This is a genomic window from Methylobacterium symbioticum (genome assembly GCF_902141845.1).
Lineage (GTDB): Bacteria > Pseudomonadota > Alphaproteobacteria > Rhizobiales > Beijerinckiaceae > Methylobacterium > Methylobacterium symbioticum.
Genome location: NZ_CABFPH010000121.1, coordinates 1 through 15,318, shown reverse-complemented (window position 1 = coordinate 15,318; position 15,318 = coordinate 1). Strand labels below are relative to the sequence as shown.

Below are 15,318 nucleotides of genomic sequence, written 5' to 3'. Positions count from 1 at the left end.
TCATGCGGCAGGAAGCCGGCCCGGCGCAGCACGGCCTCGGCCGCCGGATCGGGCGGGCCGGCCAGCACCAGCTCGCGCTCGGGCGGCCCGGCGCGCAGGCCGGCCAGCAGATCCGGCAGGGCGCCCTCGCGCAGGATCCGGCCGCGGGCCATGAAGGCGACGCGGTCGGCGAGGCGCTCCGCCTCGGCGAAATCGTGGGTGGCGATCAGGATCGCGGTGCCCTCGGCGCTGAGGCGCTGCAGCACCGCGTGGATCGCGGCGCGGGCGGCGAGGTCGACCCCCTGGGTCGGCTCGTCGAGGAGGACGAGGCGGGGCCGGTTCATCAGGCTCGCGGCGATGTTGACCCGGCGCCGGTAGCCGCCCGAGAGCTGGCCGACGAGGCTCCCGGCGACCGCCTCGACCTCGGCGAGCGCGAGCGCCGCGGCGACGGCCTCACGCCGGCCGCGCCGCGGCACGCCGGCGAGGCTCGCGAAGACGCCGAGATTCTCCGCCACGGTGAGGCGGGCGTAGAGGGCGATCTCCTGCGGCACCCAGCCGATGGCGGCGCGCGCCGCCCGGTCGGCATGGGGGTCGCGGCCCTCGACACGGATCCGTCCCGCATCCGGGCGCAGGCGGCCGGCGGCGAGCCGCATCAGCGTCGTCTTGCCGGCTCCGTTGGGCCCGAGCAGCGCCAGGGTCTCGGCGGGCGCGAGCGCGAGATCGACCCCGTCGAGGACGCGGGTCCCGCGATAGGCCAGCGCGACGCCCTCCGCCGTCAGGAGCGCGGTCACCGCGTCAGCGCCGGGGCAGGGCGCGGGCGAGCCGCACCCGGATGGCGGCACCCGGCTCGCGCAGGGCGAAGGCGGCCTCGGCGAAGCTCGGCCGGGCGCGCCGTCCCGCGCCGCCCGAGAGGCCGTAGGGTTCCTGCGGCAGGCCGAGGCCGGTGCGGTCGAGCCGCCCATTCCCGTTCTGATCCTGGAAGGCCGCGACCGCGTAGGTGCCGGGCGCGACATCCGCGAAGGCGAAGCTGCGCACGGGCGCGCTGCCGGGCGCGTCCTGCCCCTGCAGGCAGGCGGATTCGGAGAGGCCGCCCTGGCACAGGGTGACGTAGACAGTCCCGCCGCCCGGCTCGATGCCCTCGATCTCCACCTGCAGCCCGGCGGCCCGGGCGGACAGGGGCAGGACGAGGAGGACGAGCGGGAGGGCGAGCCGGCCGATGCGCATGCTCACCGCGCCTCCCCGCCGGCCGCGAGCGGCGCGGTCTCGGGGATGCCGGCGCCGGCCGGCACGCGGGCGCCGAGCAGTTCCTCGATGAGCAGGCGGGCCGAGATGCGGGCGCCCTCGTAGATCACCGGCAGGCCGGAGCCCGGATGGGTGCCGCCGCCGACGAGATAGAGCCCCGGCCCGAAGCGGTTGTGCGGCCGGAACCAGAGCATCTGCATCAGGTCGTGGGCGAGGTTGAAGGTCGCGCCCTCGTGGACCGAGAAGTCGTCGCGCCACTGGGTCGGGTCGACGATGCGCTCGTAGCGGATGCGGTCCTCCAGGTCGCCGAGGCCCAGAAGCTTCAGCCGCTCCAGGACGAGGGCGCGGTAGGTCCCGCGGATCTGCGTCCAGTCGATCCCGGCCTTCAGGTTCGGCACAGGCACCAGCACGTAGAGGGCGGTGTGGCCGGGCGGTGCCATGCCGCCGTCGGTGAAGCCCGCATGCTGCACGTAGATGGAGGGGCGCATCGGCAGCGTGCCCTCCGTGATCTCACGGATGTTCCGCTCGTATTCCTCGGCGAGCAGGATGGTGTGATGGCCGAGGCTCGCGGGCATGCGGCCCTCGATGCCGAGATACATCATGAAGGTGGAGCACGAGAGGCGGGCTTTGCTCACCTTGGCGTCGCGCCAGCGCGGGCGGCGCGCCTCCGGGACCAGCGCGGGCACCGCCTTGGCGAAGTCGCCGTTGATCATCACCGCGTCGGCCCGCAGCGTCTCGCCGCCGACGACCACGCCCGCGGCGCGCTTGCCCTCGAACAGAACCCGCTCGACCGACGTGCCCAGGCGGATATCGACGCCCATGCGGCGGGCGAGCCCCGCCATCGCCTCCGAGACCGCGCCACAGCCGCCGACCGGATGGTAGACCCCGTGCTCGTATTCAAGGAACGACAGGATCGTGAACAGGCTCGGGCAGCGGAAGGGCGACATCCCGAGATATTTGGTCTGGAACGAGAAGGCGAGGCGCACCCGCGGGTCGGCGAAATGGCGCCTCAGGTCGCGGTCGACGCTGCGGCCGGGATGGAGATAGGGGAGGGCGGCGAGCATGGCCGGGCTCGCCATGCTGCGGAACCGGTGGAAGGCCTGTTCCAGCACCGGCTTGAAGTAGCGCAACTTGGTCCGGTTCTCCGCGAAGAAGGCCTCGACGTTCTCCGCATCGGCCGGGGCGATGCGCGCGATCTCGGCCTTGAGGCGGGCCACATCCCCGGTGGCGCGGATCTCGCCCGAGATGCCGCCGCCGCCCTCGAAGGCGAGGTGGTATTGCGGATCGAGCCGCTCCAGGCGGACATGGTCCTCCAGGCGCTCGCCGCAGCTCTGGAAGATGTCGGCGAGGATCTGCGGATAGAGGAAGAAGGTCGGTCCGATATCGAACCGGTAGCCGCCCGGCGCCTCGACCGTCTTGGTCCGGCCGCCGACCTGATCGTCCTTCTCGATCAGTGTCACATGGATGCCGGCCCGCGCGAGGAGAAGCGCCGCGGCGAGGCCGCCCGGGCCCGCCCCGACGATGACGACCCTGCGGCCGGAGAGCCTCCGCAGCCCGTCTCCCGCATGCAGCACCGCAACCGTCTCCTCTCGAAATGCCCCACGCCGAACCGGACCGAGGATCGCCTTAGAGAGGGTCGCCTTCAACCGGTCCGCCGTCGCCAAGGCCAAGCTAGAACCGTCTCCGCATTCGGCAATTGCATCCCTTTGTCGCGCAGCGCCCTTGGGGACGATCGAAGATCCGGCCCCGGGCGCCCTGCGATCGGGCGCGGCGGCCGGCTCAGTACTCTTCGCCGGGGACGGATCCGGATCGGCTTGCGAGGCGGTGCAGGGCGATCGCCCCGGCGGTGGCGACGTTGAGCGAATCGAAGCCCGGCGCCATCGGGATGCGCAGGGTGCGCATCCGGGCCATCAGCGCGGGCGCCAGGCCTGGCCCCTCCGTGCCGAGGAGCAGGAGCGTGCGGCGCGGCGGAGCGAGGCCGTCCAGGGTCTCTGCGCCCGAGGGGCTGAGCGCCAGCAGCTCCAGGCCGAGACGCACGGCAAGCGCCGGCCAGTCGGCCCCGGCCGCGAGTTGCGCGAAGGGCGTGATCAGGGCGGCGCCCGCCGAGACGCGGATCGCCTTCCGGTAGAGCGGGTCGCAGGTCGCGGCGTCGAGGAGCACCGCGTCGGCGCCGAAGGCGGCCGCGTTGCGGAAGCAGCCGCCCACATTGTCGTGGTTCGTCAGCCCGGCGAGGCCGAGCACCAGGGCCGGAGCGGGCGCGGGCGGCACGAGTGCCTCCGCGTCGGGCTCCGAACCGCGGAGCCCGACGGCGAGCACGCCGCGATGAATCGGGAAGCCCGCCACCGCGCTCATCACCGCCTTGCCGGCGAGGTAGACCGGCGCGCCGATCCCGCCGAGGTCGGCCGCGAGGCCCGGCCAGCGCTCGGGGGCGAGCAGCACCGATTCGGCCCGGAAGCGGCTGCGTGTCGAGGCGAGGAGGCGGAGCGTCACCTCGCCCTCGACGATGAAGCGGCCGGCGCGCCCGACGAGGTCGCGCTCGCGCATGGCCGCGTAGGGCGCCAGCCGCGGATCGGCCGGGTCCTCGATCGCGACCGGGCTCATCGCTGGCGCGTCAGGCCTTGCCCGTGCGGACGGCCAACGGGTCGGCCTCGGCCTTGGTCGGGACCTTCACCAGCGCCTCGCCGTCGAGCACGATCTCGCCGGCCACCGAGCAGGTGCACTTCAGGCGGGCGCGGCGGCGCTCCGGCACCAGCTCGGCCACCTCCACCGTCACCTCGACGGTGTCGCCGATGCGCACCGGCGCGCGGAAATTGAGGGTCTGGCTGATATAGACGGCGCCCGGGCCGGGCAGGCGCGTGCCGAGCACCGCCGAGATCAGGCCCGCCGTGTACAGGCCGTGGGCGATGCGCGTGCCGAAGGGCGTGCGCGCCGCGAAATGCTCGGAGAGGTGGATCGGGTTCCGGTCGCCGGTGATCTCGGCGAAGCCGACCACGTCGGAGGAGGCGATCACCTTCGACAAGGTCTCGGAGAGCCCGACCTCCAGATCTTCGAAATACAGAACGCGCAGCTCGGGCAACATCTCGCGGGCTCCCTTGTCGATCGCGCCCTTGTCCGCGGCGCGTGTCCTCTCGCCTCGCACAGGCGGGGCGACGAATCCAGTCCGAGCCCGGCAATCCTCGACTTAAGGCCGACACGGCCGGCCCCGGCCATCCGAGGGCTCTCGGGCTCGGAGTCCGGACAATTCGAGCGAGCCGGTTCACCTGCGGCTGAGGGGTGCACCGCACAATCGGGCCATGCCCTGCTACGATCCGTTCTCCTTCGGCACCGCCGGGGCGGTCCTGGCACTCGGTGGGCTCGTGACCCTGATGACGAGCGACAGCCCGAATCCGAGATCGCTCGCGGCCGCTTCGGCCTGCCTCGTCGGTGCGCTCTTCGCCTTCGCTCTCTCGGCCCTGCGCCGGGACCGGCCGCGCGCGGCGACCGATAAGTCGCCACCGGCCACAGCGGCTCCTGCCCCCGCCGCCGCCCTGTCCTCCACCGAACTCGCGGCCCTGGCGCAGGCCCGGCTGGCAGCCCGGCTGGCGGCGCAGTTGGATGCCGGGTCGGCCATCCGGAGCCCGGCTCCCGCGCCGGCACCGGCCGAACCGCCCGCGGCCACGCCGCATCCGGCCATGTTCGCTCCGGTTCAGATCCGGCGCAGCGGGTAGCGCGCCGCGCCGACGCGACGCCCTCGACAGCGTGGCCGGCATGGGCGAAGAGGCGGGCAGACCAGGGAACAGCCTCCGATGCAGGCCGCCGCCTCGCCCGCGCTCCGCTCCGTCGTCGCCCGCGTCGCGGCGCTGAATCTCGGCTATTTCGGCATCGAGATCGTGGTGGCGCTGGCCATCGGCTCGGTGGCCCTGATCGCCGACAGCCTCGACTTCCTGGAAGATGCGGCGATCAACCTGCTGATCTTCGCCGGCATCGGCTGGTCGGCGGAGAACCGGGCCCGGCTCGGCACGCTCATGGCCGGCATCCTGCTCATCCCGGCCCTCGCCACCGCCTACGCGGTCTGGGAGAAGGTTTCGGACTTCTCCCCGCCGGCCCCGGTCCCGCTGACGCTGACCGGTCTCGGCGCGCTCGCCGTCAACCTGACCTGCGCGCTGCTGCTCGCCCGGCACCGGCACGGCTCGGGCAGCCTGACCCGGGCCGCCTATCTCTCGGCCCGCAACGACGCGGTCGCCAACGTGGCGATCATCATCGCCGGGCTCGTCACCGCGCTTCATCCCTCGCCCTGGCCCGACATCGTCGCCGCGGTCGGCGTCGCGGCGATCAACGCCGATTCGGCCGGCGACGTCTTCCGGGCCGCGCGGGCCGAGCGCCGGGCGGCCCGCGCGGCGCAGGACCCTTGAACAGCGGCCGGTTCTTGCGCAGGACCGGCGCCCCGATTGCGAACCCTGCCGAGCGATGCGCCTCTTCCCGATCTCCGACCTGCACCTGGAGCGCCGCCGGCTCGACCTGATCCCGGCCCCGCGCGGGGATTTCGAGGTGCTGGCCTGCGCGGGCGATCTCTACGAGGGCCATCCCGAGCGCGGGCTGGCCGCGCTCCTGCAGCTCGCTGGCGGGCGGCCGATCGTGCTGGTGCCGGGCAACCACGAGCATTACGCGCCGACCGGCGATCCGCGCACGGCGCCCGAGCTCCTCGCCGCGCTGGAGGCGGATGTGGCGCGCCTGAACGCAGCGGGCGGGCGCATCCACCTGCTGCAGCGCGGCGCCTCGGTGGTGCTCGACGGCGTGCGCTTCGTCGGCACGACCCTGTGGAGCGACTGGTCCCTCGCCGGACGCTGGCTGGAGGCCGACGCACCGGGGCGCCCCGACGACCCCGTCGCCTACGCCGCCGCCCGGATGACCGACCCGGTGACCGGCTCGCGCGAGTATCGCGGCTCGATCCGCAAGGCGGACGGCACGCCCTGGCAGCCGGACGACGCGATGGCGGCGCACAGCGCGGAGCGGGCGCTGTTCCTCGACGCCCTCGCCACGCCCCATGCCGGGCCGACCGTGGCGCTGACGCACCACCCGGCGAGCCCGCGCGCGGCGGACGCCTTCCGCGACGCCCCCGGCGTGCCCTGGTGGGTGCCGGCCTTCTACGCGACGACGCTCCTCGACGACCTGCCCGATGCGGGCCGCCCCGATCTCTGGATCTCCGGCCATTTCCACGCGGGCCACGATCTGGCGATCGGCCGCTGCCGCTGGGTGGCCAATCCGGTGGAGGGCACGACCTTCCGGCCGGACCTCGTGGTGGAGGTGGGGTGAGAACAGCGCTGGCTCGGCTGTTCAAAGGCCCTATCTCGGCCGGATAGAAGACGCGTCTGGGAGGAGCGCCCCCATGAACAGCTTCATCGCCGTGGTCCTCGTCTGCGCCAACGCGCTCGCGCAGGAGGCCTGCACCGACGACCAGGCCATCGAGGTGCGCAAGGTCCGGGTGGCGAACGAGCTCGGCTGCACCAACGGCTGGCAGGAGATCATCGCCCGCACCGACCTGCGCGAGGAGGTCGGCAAGACCGCCTATCTGAAGACCGAGTGCCGCCGGGTGAAGGCGGGCGGCTGAGGCTCGGGGCCCCTCAGGCCCGGCCGCCGAGATGGACGAGGAGATGGCCGCGCCGCACCGGGGCGGTGTCGTTGGCCGGCGGCGGCAGCCGATCGAGGCTGGGCGCGTCGTCCACCGCCAGGGCGGGCCCCGCGAGGACGCGCAGCGAGGTGGTCTCCAGGCGAACGAGGGGGCGCAGCCCGATCCACGACGGCAGCTGATGGGCGCTCAGCGTGCCGAGCATGCGCGCATGGGTCCGGCCGCGATGGCGCAGCGGCAGCAGCAGCAGCTCGAGGTCCACGCTCTCGCCGAGCGCCGTGAGGCCGCGCAGGCCCATCACGACGCCGACCATGTCGTTGGCGACGATCTCGACGACCCGCCACGATTCGGCGTGGGGCGCGCCGGTCCAGGACGGCGGCTCGCCGGGCTGCCACAGGCTGCCTAGCGGCAGCCCGCGCAGCTCGCGCCCGTAGAGGGCGCAGACCCGGGTGCCGGCGAGACGCAGCTGCGCGGAGCGCCGGCTCATGTCGATCTCGAGGATCAGGCTGTCGGCGAGGATGTGGCGGATCTCGCCCGGCTCGATCTCGGCCCGCTCGGGCGCGGAGCGCGCGCCGCGCAGGCGGTCCCAGTAGGCGTGCAGGGAGCGGCTCGTCTGGTGCTTCATGATGTCCCGGATCCGTCAGCTGTTCCAGCGTGGCTGTCCCGCTCCGGTACGGCCGTGTACGGCTTCCGGATCTGATCGAGCCTTTGCCGTCGATTCCGCACACCCTATGCCCACCACGGCGCCGCCGCGCGTGCAACGCTTCATTAGGGTTAATCCCCCGTCCGCGTTGCGCCCGATGTCGGATTAAGGAAGGATTACCACGTCAGCGGAGACGGGGCCCGGCGGCCCTGGCATCCGCCTTCGATCCTGTTGCGAGCACTTGCGAGGTGTCGGACACGTCGGGTCATCGGACCCGCGCCGTCTCTGGTCCAGGCGGCGTCCCCGGCGGTCGGGGAACGGTCCCGTTCTTGGGGGAGGGGGCCCGACCGGGGCAGCCCTCCCCCTCTTTTTTGATGGCGTCCCGCCTCGTTGCAGGGCTTGCCCTTCCGCAGCGCGCCCCGACATGGTGCCGCGATGGATGCCTCGCCCGATTTCCCACGCCAGAGCCGCGTGCCCGTGTTCAACCTGCCGGGCGTGATCACCGCCTCGATCGCCGTTCTGATGGCGATCCAGGCCGTGCGCGAGTTCGTCCTCTCGGACGGGGCCGACATCTGGGTCGTGCTGAACCTCGCCCTGGTCCCGGCCCGGTGGACGGTCTGGCTCGATCCGAGTCAGGCCGATGCGGTGATCACGGCCGCCGGGGCGGGCGGGACCGAGGCGATAGCGGCCGCGCGGGAGAGCTTCGCGCGCTACATCGTCATGGAGCACGCCGCCGATCTCTGGACCTTCGCCACCTACGCGCTGCTTCACGGCTCCTGGCTGCACGTGATCTTCAACAGCGTCTGGCTCGCCGCCTTCGGCTCGCCGGTGGCGCGGCGCTGCGGCCCCTGGCGCTTCGGGCTCATCGCGCTCGCCGGCACCGTGGCGGGCGGCGCTTTGCATGTCCTGCTCGTGCCGCTCAGCACGGCCCCCCTGGTGGGCGCCTCGGCAGGCGTCTCGGCCCTGATGGCGGCGGCCGCCCGCTTCGTGTTCCAGCCGCCGGCCTCGGCCTATGGCAACCAGCCCTGGCACCTGCCGCCGCCGCGCCCGCCCGAGACCGTGCGGGAATTGCTGCGCAACCGCACCGCCGTCTCCTTCCTGGCGATCTGGCTGGTCACCAACATCGTGTTCGGCCTGATCACCCTGCCCCTCGGCGGCGAGAGCGCGGCGATCGCCTGGGACGCCCATCTCGGCGGCTTCGTCGTGGGCTTCTTCCTGTTCCCGGTCCTCGATCCCCTGAGCCGTCGGGCGTCCTGACCGATCCGGCCGCACGGTCCGGCCCGGCCGCATGAAATTGCTGCATGGGACAGGCGCGCCACGCGCTTGCCATCGGGAAACATTGGCCACACACTTGCCTTGATCGAGCGAAGGAGCCGGGAGCAACCCGGCCGAACCGCGTCATCCGCGCCGGTGGGGCTGCTGGTGCGTCCAACGTCCAGTCAGGGAGGACCTATGACCGTCGCACGCATCCTCGCCGAGAAGGGCTCGTCCGTGATCACGGTGAGCCCCGACCGCACGCTCGACGAGGCGATCCACCTGCTCGCCGACAAGAGCATCGGCGCCGTCGTGGTGACGAACGCGGACGGCACCGTCGCCGGCATCATCTCGGAGCGCGACATCATGCGCGTGCTCGCCCGTCACGGCGGCGCCTCCTTCGACGAGCGCGTCTCCGCGCATATGACGACGAAGGTCGTGACCTGCACCCGGACGGCGACCATCGAGGACGTGATGGAGACGATGACCAACGGCCGCTTCCGCCACATCCCCGTCTGCGAGGAGGGCAAGCTGGTCGGCATGATCTCGATCGGCGACGTGGTGAAGCGGCGCATCGCCACCGTCGAGGCCGAGCATCAGGCCATGCGCGACTATATCACCATGGCCTGAGATGTCCGGGTGTCGAGAGGGGTCACCCCTCTCGCGGGTCCAGGGCAGAGCCCTGGAAGAGGTCGGGGCTTCGCCCCTGCACCCCACCAAAGGGATGATCCCTTTGGGATCCCGGACCTAGGTCCGCGCGCTCGCGCCATCCAGCGCTGCGCGTATGCGGGGAAGCGCCGCGCGGGCTGCCGCGCGGCCGAGCGCGATGCCCTCCGCCGCCCGATGGAACTCGAACAGGCCCATCCCGGCCAGCTCCGGCCGGACGCTGACGTCGGGCGGGTCCCGTTCCAGGCGCGCCCGCGAGATCCGGTCCTGCGTGATGTTGAAGGCGTCGAACATCACCCGGGCGATGCCGGGGGCCGAGGGCGCGGGCTCCCGCGCCCGGTGGCGGCGGCCGCGCACCGCGCCGAGCAGGCTCCAGCGGCGGCGCACCTCGACGGCGCCGGCCACCGCGCGCTCCACCGGATCGGCCGGATCCGGCTCGATCAGGCCGCCGCGCACGCTCGGATCGCAGTTGAGGTTCACGCAGACGACGAGGTCGGCGCCCATCGCGCGGGCGAGGGCCACCGGCACCGGGTTGACCAGCGTGCCGTCCATCAGCAGGCGCCCGTCGAGGGCGACCGGCGGGAAGATGCCGGGCAGGGCGTAGGAGGCCCGCACCGCCTCGACCAGCGGGCCGCGGCTCAGCCAGACCTCGTGGCCGGTGCCGAGCTCGGTCGCCACCGCCGCGAAGCGGACGCGCAGATCCTCGATCCGCCGGTCGGAGAGGTCCTGGACGAGGCGGCGGCGCAGCCGGTCGCCGCCGATCAGGCCGGACCCGGTGAGGCGCAGGTCGAGCAGCCCCATGACCCGGCGCTTGGTCAGGCCGAGGGCGAAGGATTCGAGCAGGTCGAGCTTGCCGGCGGCATAGCAGCCGGCGACCACGGCACCGATCGAGCAGCCGGCGACCACGGACGGGTAGAGGTCGGCCTCCTCGAGGGCCCGGATCACCCCGATATGCGCCCAGCCCCGGGCCGAGCCTCCGCCGAGGGCGAGGCCGAGGCGCGGACCGGTGCCGCTCGGCCGACGCGGCTCGACCGCGTCGGGCCCGAAATCCTCACCCGCGCGCAGGGCGGCGAGGCGGCTCACGGATCCGCCGGGGTCAGGACCGCGCGGCCGCTCGCGGGATCGAGGGCGACGCTCCGGTAGAAGCAGGCGCGCCGGCCCGTGTGGCAGCAGCCGCCGTCGCCGCCGACCGCGACGCGGATCAGCACCGCGTCCTGGTCGCAATCGGTGCGCATCTCGACGACGCGCTGGATCTGCCCCGAGGTGGCGCCCTTGTGCCAGAGCTCCCCGCGCGAGCGCGACCAGTACCAGGCCTCGCCGGTCTCCAGGGTGCGCGCGAGCGATTCGGCGTTCATGTGGGCGAGCATCAGCACACGCCCGTCATGGGCGTCGACCGCGATGCAGGTGATGAGGCCGTTCGCGTCGAAGCGGGGCGTGAAGGCGCGGCCCTCCTCGACCTCGATGCGGGAGCCGGGCGGATCGAAGGGAAGGGGTGCGGTCATGGTCCGTCGGTTGGCTGGCGGCGCCCGCCGGATCTAGGGCGGGGGCCGGCCGGTATCAGGAGCCGTCAGCCCTTGCCGCCACGCACGAGCGTGAGGAAGCGGACCTGCTCGCTCGGATCGTCCTTGAACACGCCGCGGAACTGGCTGGTGATCGTGGAGACGCCGGCCTTCTGCACGCCGCGCATGGCCATGCAGAGATGCTCGGCCTCCACCAGCACGGCGACGCCGCGGGGCTTGAGGATGCTCTCGATCACGTCGGCGATCTGCGCCGTCATGGTCTCCTGCGTCTGCAGGCGGCGGGCGAAGGTGTCGACCACGCGGGCGAGCTTCGAGAGGCCGACCACGCCGCGGGTGGGATAGTAGGCGATGTGGGCGAGCCCCATGAACGGCACCATGTGGTGCTCGCAATGGGAGTAGAACGGGATGTCGCGCACCAGCACGATGTCCGAATAGCCCTCGACCTCCTCGAAGACCCGCTCCAGCAGAGCCTCGGCATCGACATCGTAGCCGCCGAAGAGCTGGCCGTAGGCCTTCACCACGCGGGCGGGCGTGTCGATCAGGCCCTCGCGGTTCGGGTCGTCGCCGGCCCAGCGCAGCAGGGTGCGCACGGCGGCCTCGGCCTCCTCGCGGCTCGGGCGGCCGAGCGCGATGCCCTCCGGCACCCGCGTGGCGGAGGCGGGTTCGGGCGCGACCTCGACCGGCTCGGGCAGGCGTGCATTGTCGTTGCGCATCAGGGTCAGGCCCCGCGCATCGTCGGCGGTCCGGTACGAGAGGGATTTGAGAGCGGCATCCATGGCATCTCCCGCCCGCGCCACACGGGACTTCATGCTCGTGCTGTCGGGCTTGGCGTACATTCGGGCTCGCGTATCCGGGCTCTCGACGGCTTGGATCTTCGTACAAGCCGGTGCCCGGTTCGTATCGAGCGTCCCCGGCCGTGGGCGCGGCCCTGGGTAACGACGGTCCGCCTCCTCGCGAAGCGGCGTTGTCGGGCCTATATCGTCGTTTCGACGCCGTCGCGCAACGTGTCCCGCGTTGCGCGGTGTGCGCGGCAGGTCTCCCGGCAGGGACAGCCTGCCGTGGAGCCTCCTGAACGCCCTCGCGAAAAGCCCGATGCTGGACGACATCTACAACCGGCGCATCCTCGAACTCGCCGCCGACATCCCCCGGCTCGGGCGCCTGGACCGCCCGGATGCCAGCGCCACGGCCCATTCGCGCCTGTGCGGCTCGACGGTGACGGTGGACCTCGCGCTCGGGCCCGACGACACGGTGACCGACTTCGCCCACGACGTCCGCGCCTGCGCGCTGGGCCAAGCCTCCTCCTCGCTGATGGCCCGCCACGTGGTCGGGACCTCGGCGGGCGACCTGCGCGCCCTGCGGGAGGCGGTGCGGGCCATGCTGAAGGAGGGTGCCGCCGCGCCCGACGGGCGCTGGGCGGAGTTCGCCGTGCTGGAACCGGTGCGCGAGTTCCGGGCGCGCCACGCCTCGACGCTCCTGACCTTCGACGCGGTGGTCGATGCCCTCGACCAGATCGCGGCCAAGCGGCAGGCCGCCTGAGGTCCGCCGCGTGAGCCTTCCGCGACAGGCCGCGCATCTCGCCATCCGCTCCTACCAGCTCACCCTGTCGAGCCTTGTCGGGCGCCAGTGCCGGCACTGGCCGAGCTGCTCGGCCTACACGGACACGGCGATCGCGCGGCACGGCCTCTGGCCGGGCGGCTGGATGGGTCTTGCCCGGATCTGCCGCTGCGGCCCCTTCGGCACCCACGGCATCGACCTCGTGCCGGACGCGATCCCCGAGCGCGCGGCCTGGTATCGCCCCTGGTCCTACGGCCGCTGGCGCGGCACGCTCGCCCCGCCGGTCTGCGAGGAGGTGGTGGAGTCGGTCGCGCGGATCGCGCCGTCCCTCCGCCCTTAGTGCAGGGCGCGACGGCGGCCCGTGCGGCGATGCCGACCTTGCCAGCCTGCCGAAAAGCGCGCCACACTCGGGGATCAGGCAGGACTTCGCTTCGGACGCCCGCATCCGGAAGAAGGGAACACCCGACCGCATGACGCAAGGCCAAGCCGGCATTCACGCCGCCACTGCCCTCGATGAGGGCATCGTCGCCACCGCCGAGAGCTGCCTTGCCGCCGTCGGCGAGGCCCGCGAGGCGATCCACGGGGTGATCTTCGGCCAGGAACAGGTGGTCGACCTCGCCCTGGTGACGATCCTGGCGGGCGGCCACGGCCTGCTCGTCGGCCTGCCGGGACTGGCCAAGACCAAGCTCGTGGAGACGCTCGGCACCGTGCTCGGGCTCGATGCGCGGCGGGTCCAGTTCACCCCCGACCTGATGCCCTCCGACATCCTCGGCACCGAGATCCTCGACGAGGATGCCGAGCGCCGCCGCTCCTTCCGCTTCGTGAAGGGCCCGGTCTTCACGCAGCTGCTGATGGCCGACGAGATCAACCGGGCGAGCCCGCGCACCCAGTCGGCGCTGCTTCAGGCGATGCAGGAGCATTTCGTCTCGGTGGCGGGCGAGCGGCACGACCTGCCGCGCCCCTTCCACGTGCTGGCCACGCAGAACCCGATCGAGCAGGAGGGTACCTATCCGCTGCCCGAGGCGCAGCTCGACCGCTTCCTCTTGGAGATCGATGTCGGCTATCCCGACCGGGCGGCCGAGCGGCGCATCCTGATCGAGACGACCGGCGTCGCGGAGGGGAAGCCCAAGGCCGTGATGACCACGGAGCAGCTCCTCACCGCACAGCGCCTCGTGCGGCGCCTGCCGGTGGGCGAGGCGGTGGTCGAGGCGATCCTCGACATCGTGCGTGCGGCCCGGCCGGACAGCGGTGACGCGATCGTGAAGGGCAAGCTGATGTGGGGGCCCGGCCCCCGCGCCAGCCAGGCGCTGACGCTGGCGGTGCGCGCCCGCGCCCTGATCGAGGGCCGCGTCGCCCCCTCGATCGCCGACGTGAAGGCCCTGGCCGAGCCGGTGCTGAAGCACCGCATGGCGCTCGGCTACAGCGCCCGGGCGGACGGCGACACCGTCGAGGGCCTGATCGCCAGGCTCGCGGAAAGACTCTGACGCATTGGTCGCGACCCGCGCCCTCAGCGCCCACGAGCGCAATCCCGGCCGGCGCGAGAGCGAGAGTGCCGTCGCCCTGGCCGCGCGCATGCCGCACCTCATCCTGGAGGCCCGGCGGGTGTCGAGCCTGCTCGCCCACGGCCTGCACGGCCGCCGCCGGGCCGGGCCCGGCGAGAGCTTCTGGCAGTTCCGCCCCTTCGTGACCGGAGAGGCCGCCGCCCGGATCGACTGGCGCCGCTCCGCCCGCGACGACCGGCTCTACGTGCGCGAGCGCGAGTGGGAGGCCGCCCACAACATCTGGCTCTGGATGGACCGCTCGGCCTCGATGGGCTTCGCCTCGGACCTCGCCCAGGCGCCGAAGTTGGAGCGCGCGCTCGTGCTCGGCCTCGCCCTCGCCGACGCCTTCGTGGAGGGCGGCGAGCGCGTCGGGCTCCTCGGCCTCACCCGCCCGACGGCGTCGCGCAAGATCGTCGAGCGGATGGCGCAGGCCCTCGTCGGCGACGAGGCCGGCCTCAGCCAGGACCTGCCGCCGCGCGCCGAGCCCGGCCGCTTCGACGAGGTGATCCTGCTCAGCGACTTCCTGACCCCGCCCGAGCGGGTCGCCGCCTCGGTGCGCGAGATCGCGGGACGCGGCAGCCGTGGCCATCTCGTGCTGGTGGCCGACCCGATCGAGGAGACCTTCCCCTTCGCCGGCCAGGCGGTTCTGCACGATCTCGAATCGGGCCTGTCCCTCGATATCGGCGATGCGGGGGCCTGGGGGACGGCCTATCGCGCACGGATCGCCGCCCACCGGGAAGCCCTCGCAGGCATCGTCCGCGAGGCGGGCTGGACGCTGACCCTCCACCGCACCGACCGGCCGGCGAGCGAGGCGGCTCTGCGCCTCATGACCCTGGTCGCCGCCGCTCGCGGCCCTGTCTGAGGAGGCCGGCATGTTCGGACTGACCTTCGCAGCGCCCCTCGCCCTCGCCGCCCTGATCGGCCTGCCAGCCCTGTGGTTCCTGCTCCGGGTGACGCCGCCGCGGGCGCGCCGCATCGATTTCCCGCCGCTGAAGCTCGTGGCCGATCTGCTGCCGCAGCGCCAGACCCCCGCGCGCACCCCGCTCTGGCTGCTGATCCTGCGGCTCGCCGCCGCCGCCGCCCTGATCCTCGCCGTGTCCGGCCCGGTCTGGAACCCGCAGGGCGTCGGCGCGGGCGGCGGGCGCAGCGCCCTCCTCGTCCTCCTCGACAACGGCACCAGCGCCGCACACGACTGGCGTGCCCGCACCCGCGTCGCCGCCGACACGGTGGAGGGTGCCGCGCGCGACGGCCGCCCGGTCGCCGTGCTCGGCCTCGCCGAGCCGGCCGTCGCCCTCGAGGCGCGCAGCCCGGCCG

The 15,318-nt window shown here is 73.1% G+C and carries 20 protein-coding genes; 11 read left to right on the top strand and 9 right to left on the bottom strand.

Features of this window, described 5'->3' with window-relative positions; translation table 11 throughout:
* From MET9862_RS25160 to croR, 5 genes are all read right to left on the bottom strand, one after another.
* Nucleotides 1-770, bottom strand: a 770-nt coding sequence (locus MET9862_RS25160; protein WP_142585703.1) for an ABC transporter ATP-binding protein, incomplete at its 3' end; no start/stop codon positions are given.
* Nucleotides 771-774: 4 nt separating this feature from the next.
* Entirely contained in the window at nt 775-1,203 is a 429-nt protein-coding gene (locus tag MET9862_RS25155) for a DUF2141 domain-containing protein (RefSeq protein ID WP_142585704.1), read from the bottom strand.
* Between the two features lie 2 nt (nt 1,204-1,205).
* Complete coding sequence (locus tag MET9862_RS25150; RefSeq protein ID WP_142585702.1) at nt 1,206-2,795, bottom strand: phytoene desaturase family protein; 1,590 nt, start codon at nt 2,793-2,795, stop codon at nt 1,206-1,208.
* Between the two features lie 205 nt (nt 2,796-3,000).
* The gene (locus MET9862_RS25145; protein WP_142585701.1) at nt 3,001-3,822 is read right to left on the bottom strand and encodes a TrmH family RNA methyltransferase; all 822 of its coding nucleotides are present in this window, start codon (nt 3,820-3,822) and stop codon (nt 3,001-3,003) included.
* A gap of 10 nt (nt 3,823-3,832) precedes the next feature.
* The gene (croR, locus tag MET9862_RS25140) at nt 3,833-4,300 is read right to left on the bottom strand and encodes a 3-hydroxybutyryl-CoA dehydratase (RefSeq protein ID WP_142585700.1); all 468 of its coding nucleotides are present in this window, start codon (nt 4,298-4,300) and stop codon (nt 3,833-3,835) included.
* A gap of 214 nt (nt 4,301-4,514) precedes the next feature.
* Here croR and MET9862_RS25135 point away from each other — a divergent pair, with 214 nt between their 5' ends.
* The 4 genes from MET9862_RS25135 (at nt 4,515) to MET9862_RS25120 (ending at nt 6,808) form a co-directional block, all read left to right on the top strand.
* Entirely contained in the window at nt 4,515-4,928 is a 414-nt protein-coding gene (locus tag MET9862_RS25135; RefSeq protein WP_142585699.1) for a hypothetical protein, read from the top strand.
* 78 nt (nt 4,929-5,006) lie between these two features.
* Nucleotides 5,007-5,612 (top strand): cation efflux transmembrane domain-containing protein, encoded by a 606-nt coding sequence (locus MET9862_RS25130; RefSeq protein ID WP_142585698.1) that lies wholly within the window; start codon nt 5,007-5,009, stop codon nt 5,610-5,612.
* Nucleotides 5,613-5,667: 55 nt separating this feature from the next.
* A complete protein-coding gene (locus MET9862_RS25125; protein WP_142585697.1) occupies nt 5,668-6,513 on the top strand; it encodes a metallophosphoesterase in 846 nt (281 codons plus the stop codon).
* 73 nt (nt 6,514-6,586) lie between these two features.
* Complete coding sequence (locus MET9862_RS25120) at nt 6,587-6,808, top strand: hypothetical protein (RefSeq protein WP_142585696.1); 222 nt, start codon at nt 6,587-6,589, stop codon at nt 6,806-6,808.
* Nucleotides 6,809-6,821: 13 nt separating this feature from the next.
* Here the strand turns inward: MET9862_RS25120 and MET9862_RS25115 are convergent, their stop codons facing one another.
* Nucleotides 6,822-7,451, bottom strand: a complete 630-nt coding sequence (locus MET9862_RS25115; RefSeq protein ID WP_142585695.1) for a PAS domain-containing protein — start codon at nt 7,449-7,451, stop codon at nt 6,822-6,824.
* A 453-nt stretch (nt 7,452-7,904) separates the two neighbouring features.
* Here MET9862_RS25115 and MET9862_RS25110 point away from each other — a divergent pair, with 453 nt between their 5' ends.
* Together MET9862_RS25110 and MET9862_RS25105 are read left to right on the top strand one after the other, a co-directional pair.
* The gene (locus MET9862_RS25110; RefSeq protein WP_142585694.1) at nt 7,905-8,726 is read left to right on the top strand and encodes a rhomboid family intramembrane serine protease; all 822 of its coding nucleotides are present in this window, start codon (nt 7,905-7,907) and stop codon (nt 8,724-8,726) included.
* Nucleotides 8,727-8,921: 195 nt separating this feature from the next.
* Nucleotides 8,922-9,353: a CBS domain-containing protein gene (locus MET9862_RS25105; RefSeq protein WP_142585693.1), complete on the top strand. Its 432-nt coding sequence runs from the start codon at nt 8,922-8,924 to the stop codon at nt 9,351-9,353.
* A gap of 117 nt (nt 9,354-9,470) precedes the next feature.
* Here the strand turns inward: MET9862_RS25105 and MET9862_RS25100 are convergent, their stop codons facing one another.
* The 3 genes from MET9862_RS25100 to folE form a co-directional block, all read right to left on the bottom strand.
* Nucleotides 9,471-10,472, bottom strand: coding sequence for a patatin-like phospholipase family protein (locus MET9862_RS25100; protein WP_142585692.1), 1,002 nt, complete (start codon nt 10,470-10,472; stop codon nt 9,471-9,473).
* Nucleotides 10,469-10,891: a phosphoribosyl-AMP cyclohydrolase gene (gene hisI / locus MET9862_RS25095; protein ID WP_142585691.1), complete on the bottom strand. Its 423-nt coding sequence runs from the start codon at nt 10,889-10,891 to the stop codon at nt 10,469-10,471. The genes MET9862_RS25100 and hisI overlap by 4 nt, the downstream gene beginning before the upstream one ends.
* A 65-nt stretch (nt 10,892-10,956) precedes the next feature.
* Complete coding sequence (gene folE, locus MET9862_RS25090) at nt 10,957-11,685, bottom strand: GTP cyclohydrolase I FolE (protein ID WP_497756012.1); 729 nt, start codon at nt 11,683-11,685, stop codon at nt 10,957-10,959.
* A gap of 316 nt (nt 11,686-12,001) precedes the next feature.
* On the opposite strand from folE, the gene MET9862_RS25085 reads away from it, so the two are divergent.
* The 5 genes from MET9862_RS25085 to MET9862_RS25065 all read left to right on the top strand — a co-directional run.
* The gene (locus MET9862_RS25085) at nt 12,002-12,445 is read left to right on the top strand and encodes an iron-sulfur cluster assembly scaffold protein (protein WP_142585689.1); all 444 of its coding nucleotides are present in this window, start codon (nt 12,002-12,004) and stop codon (nt 12,443-12,445) included.
* Nucleotides 12,446-12,455: 10 nt separating this feature from the next.
* Complete coding sequence (gene yidD / locus MET9862_RS25080; protein ID WP_142585688.1) at nt 12,456-12,803, top strand: membrane protein insertion efficiency factor YidD; 348 nt, start codon at nt 12,456-12,458, stop codon at nt 12,801-12,803.
* Nucleotides 12,804-12,933: 130 nt separating this feature from the next.
* Nucleotides 12,934-13,947 (top strand): AAA family ATPase, encoded by a 1,014-nt coding sequence (locus MET9862_RS25075; RefSeq protein WP_142585687.1) that lies wholly within the window; start codon nt 12,934-12,936, stop codon nt 13,945-13,947.
* A 4-nt stretch (nt 13,948-13,951) separates the two neighbouring features.
* Nucleotides 13,952-14,866 carry a DUF58 domain-containing protein gene (locus MET9862_RS25070; RefSeq protein ID WP_142585686.1) on the top strand — a complete coding sequence of 305 codons (915 nt, stop codon included), beginning with the start codon at nt 13,952-13,954 and terminating at the stop codon, nt 14,864-14,866.
* 10 nt (nt 14,867-14,876) lie between these two features.
* Nucleotides 14,877-15,318: BatA domain-containing protein (locus tag MET9862_RS25065; RefSeq protein WP_185157000.1), on the top strand; the 442-nt coding region annotated here is incomplete at its 3' end.

Coding starts and splice junctions, on each gene's coding strand:
- MET9862_RS25135 (WP_142585699.1), top strand. CDS start 4,515: ATGCCCTGCTACGATCCGTTCTCCTTCGGCACCGCCGGGGCGGTCCTG.
- hisI (WP_142585691.1), bottom strand. CDS start 10,891: ATGACCGCACCCCTTCCCTTCGATCCGCCCGGCTCCCGCATCGAGGTC.
- MET9862_RS25075 (WP_142585687.1), top strand. CDS start 12,934: ATGACGCAAGGCCAAGCCGGCATTCACGCCGCCACTGCCCTCGATGAG.
- MET9862_RS25120 (WP_142585696.1), top strand. CDS start 6,587: ATGAACAGCTTCATCGCCGTGGTCCTCGTCTGCGCCAACGCGCTCGCG.
- MET9862_RS25115 (WP_142585695.1), bottom strand. CDS start 7,451: ATGAAGCACCAGACGAGCCGCTCCCTGCACGCCTACTGGGACCGCCTG.
- folE (WP_497756012.1), bottom strand. CDS start 11,685: ATGGATGCCGCTCTCAAATCCCTCTCGTACCGGACCGCCGACGATGCG.
- MET9862_RS25105 (WP_142585693.1), top strand. CDS start 8,922: ATGACCGTCGCACGCATCCTCGCCGAGAAGGGCTCGTCCGTGATCACG.
- MET9862_RS25155 (WP_142585704.1), bottom strand. CDS start 1,203: ATGCGCATCGGCCGGCTCGCCCTCCCGCTCGTCCTCCTCGTCCTGCCC.
- croR (WP_142585700.1), bottom strand. CDS start 4,300: ATGTTGCCCGAGCTGCGCGTTCTGTATTTCGAAGATCTGGAGGTCGGG.
- MET9862_RS25125 (WP_142585697.1), top strand. CDS start 5,668: ATGCGCCTCTTCCCGATCTCCGACCTGCACCTGGAGCGCCGCCGGCTC.
- MET9862_RS25110 (WP_142585694.1), top strand. CDS start 7,905: ATGGATGCCTCGCCCGATTTCCCACGCCAGAGCCGCGTGCCCGTGTTC.
- MET9862_RS25085 (WP_142585689.1), top strand. CDS start 12,002: ATGCTGGACGACATCTACAACCGGCGCATCCTCGAACTCGCCGCCGAC.
- MET9862_RS25130 (WP_142585698.1), top strand. CDS start 5,007: ATGCAGGCCGCCGCCTCGCCCGCGCTCCGCTCCGTCGTCGCCCGCGTC.
- MET9862_RS25145 (WP_142585701.1), bottom strand. CDS start 3,822: ATGAGCCCGGTCGCGATCGAGGACCCGGCCGATCCGCGGCTGGCGCCC.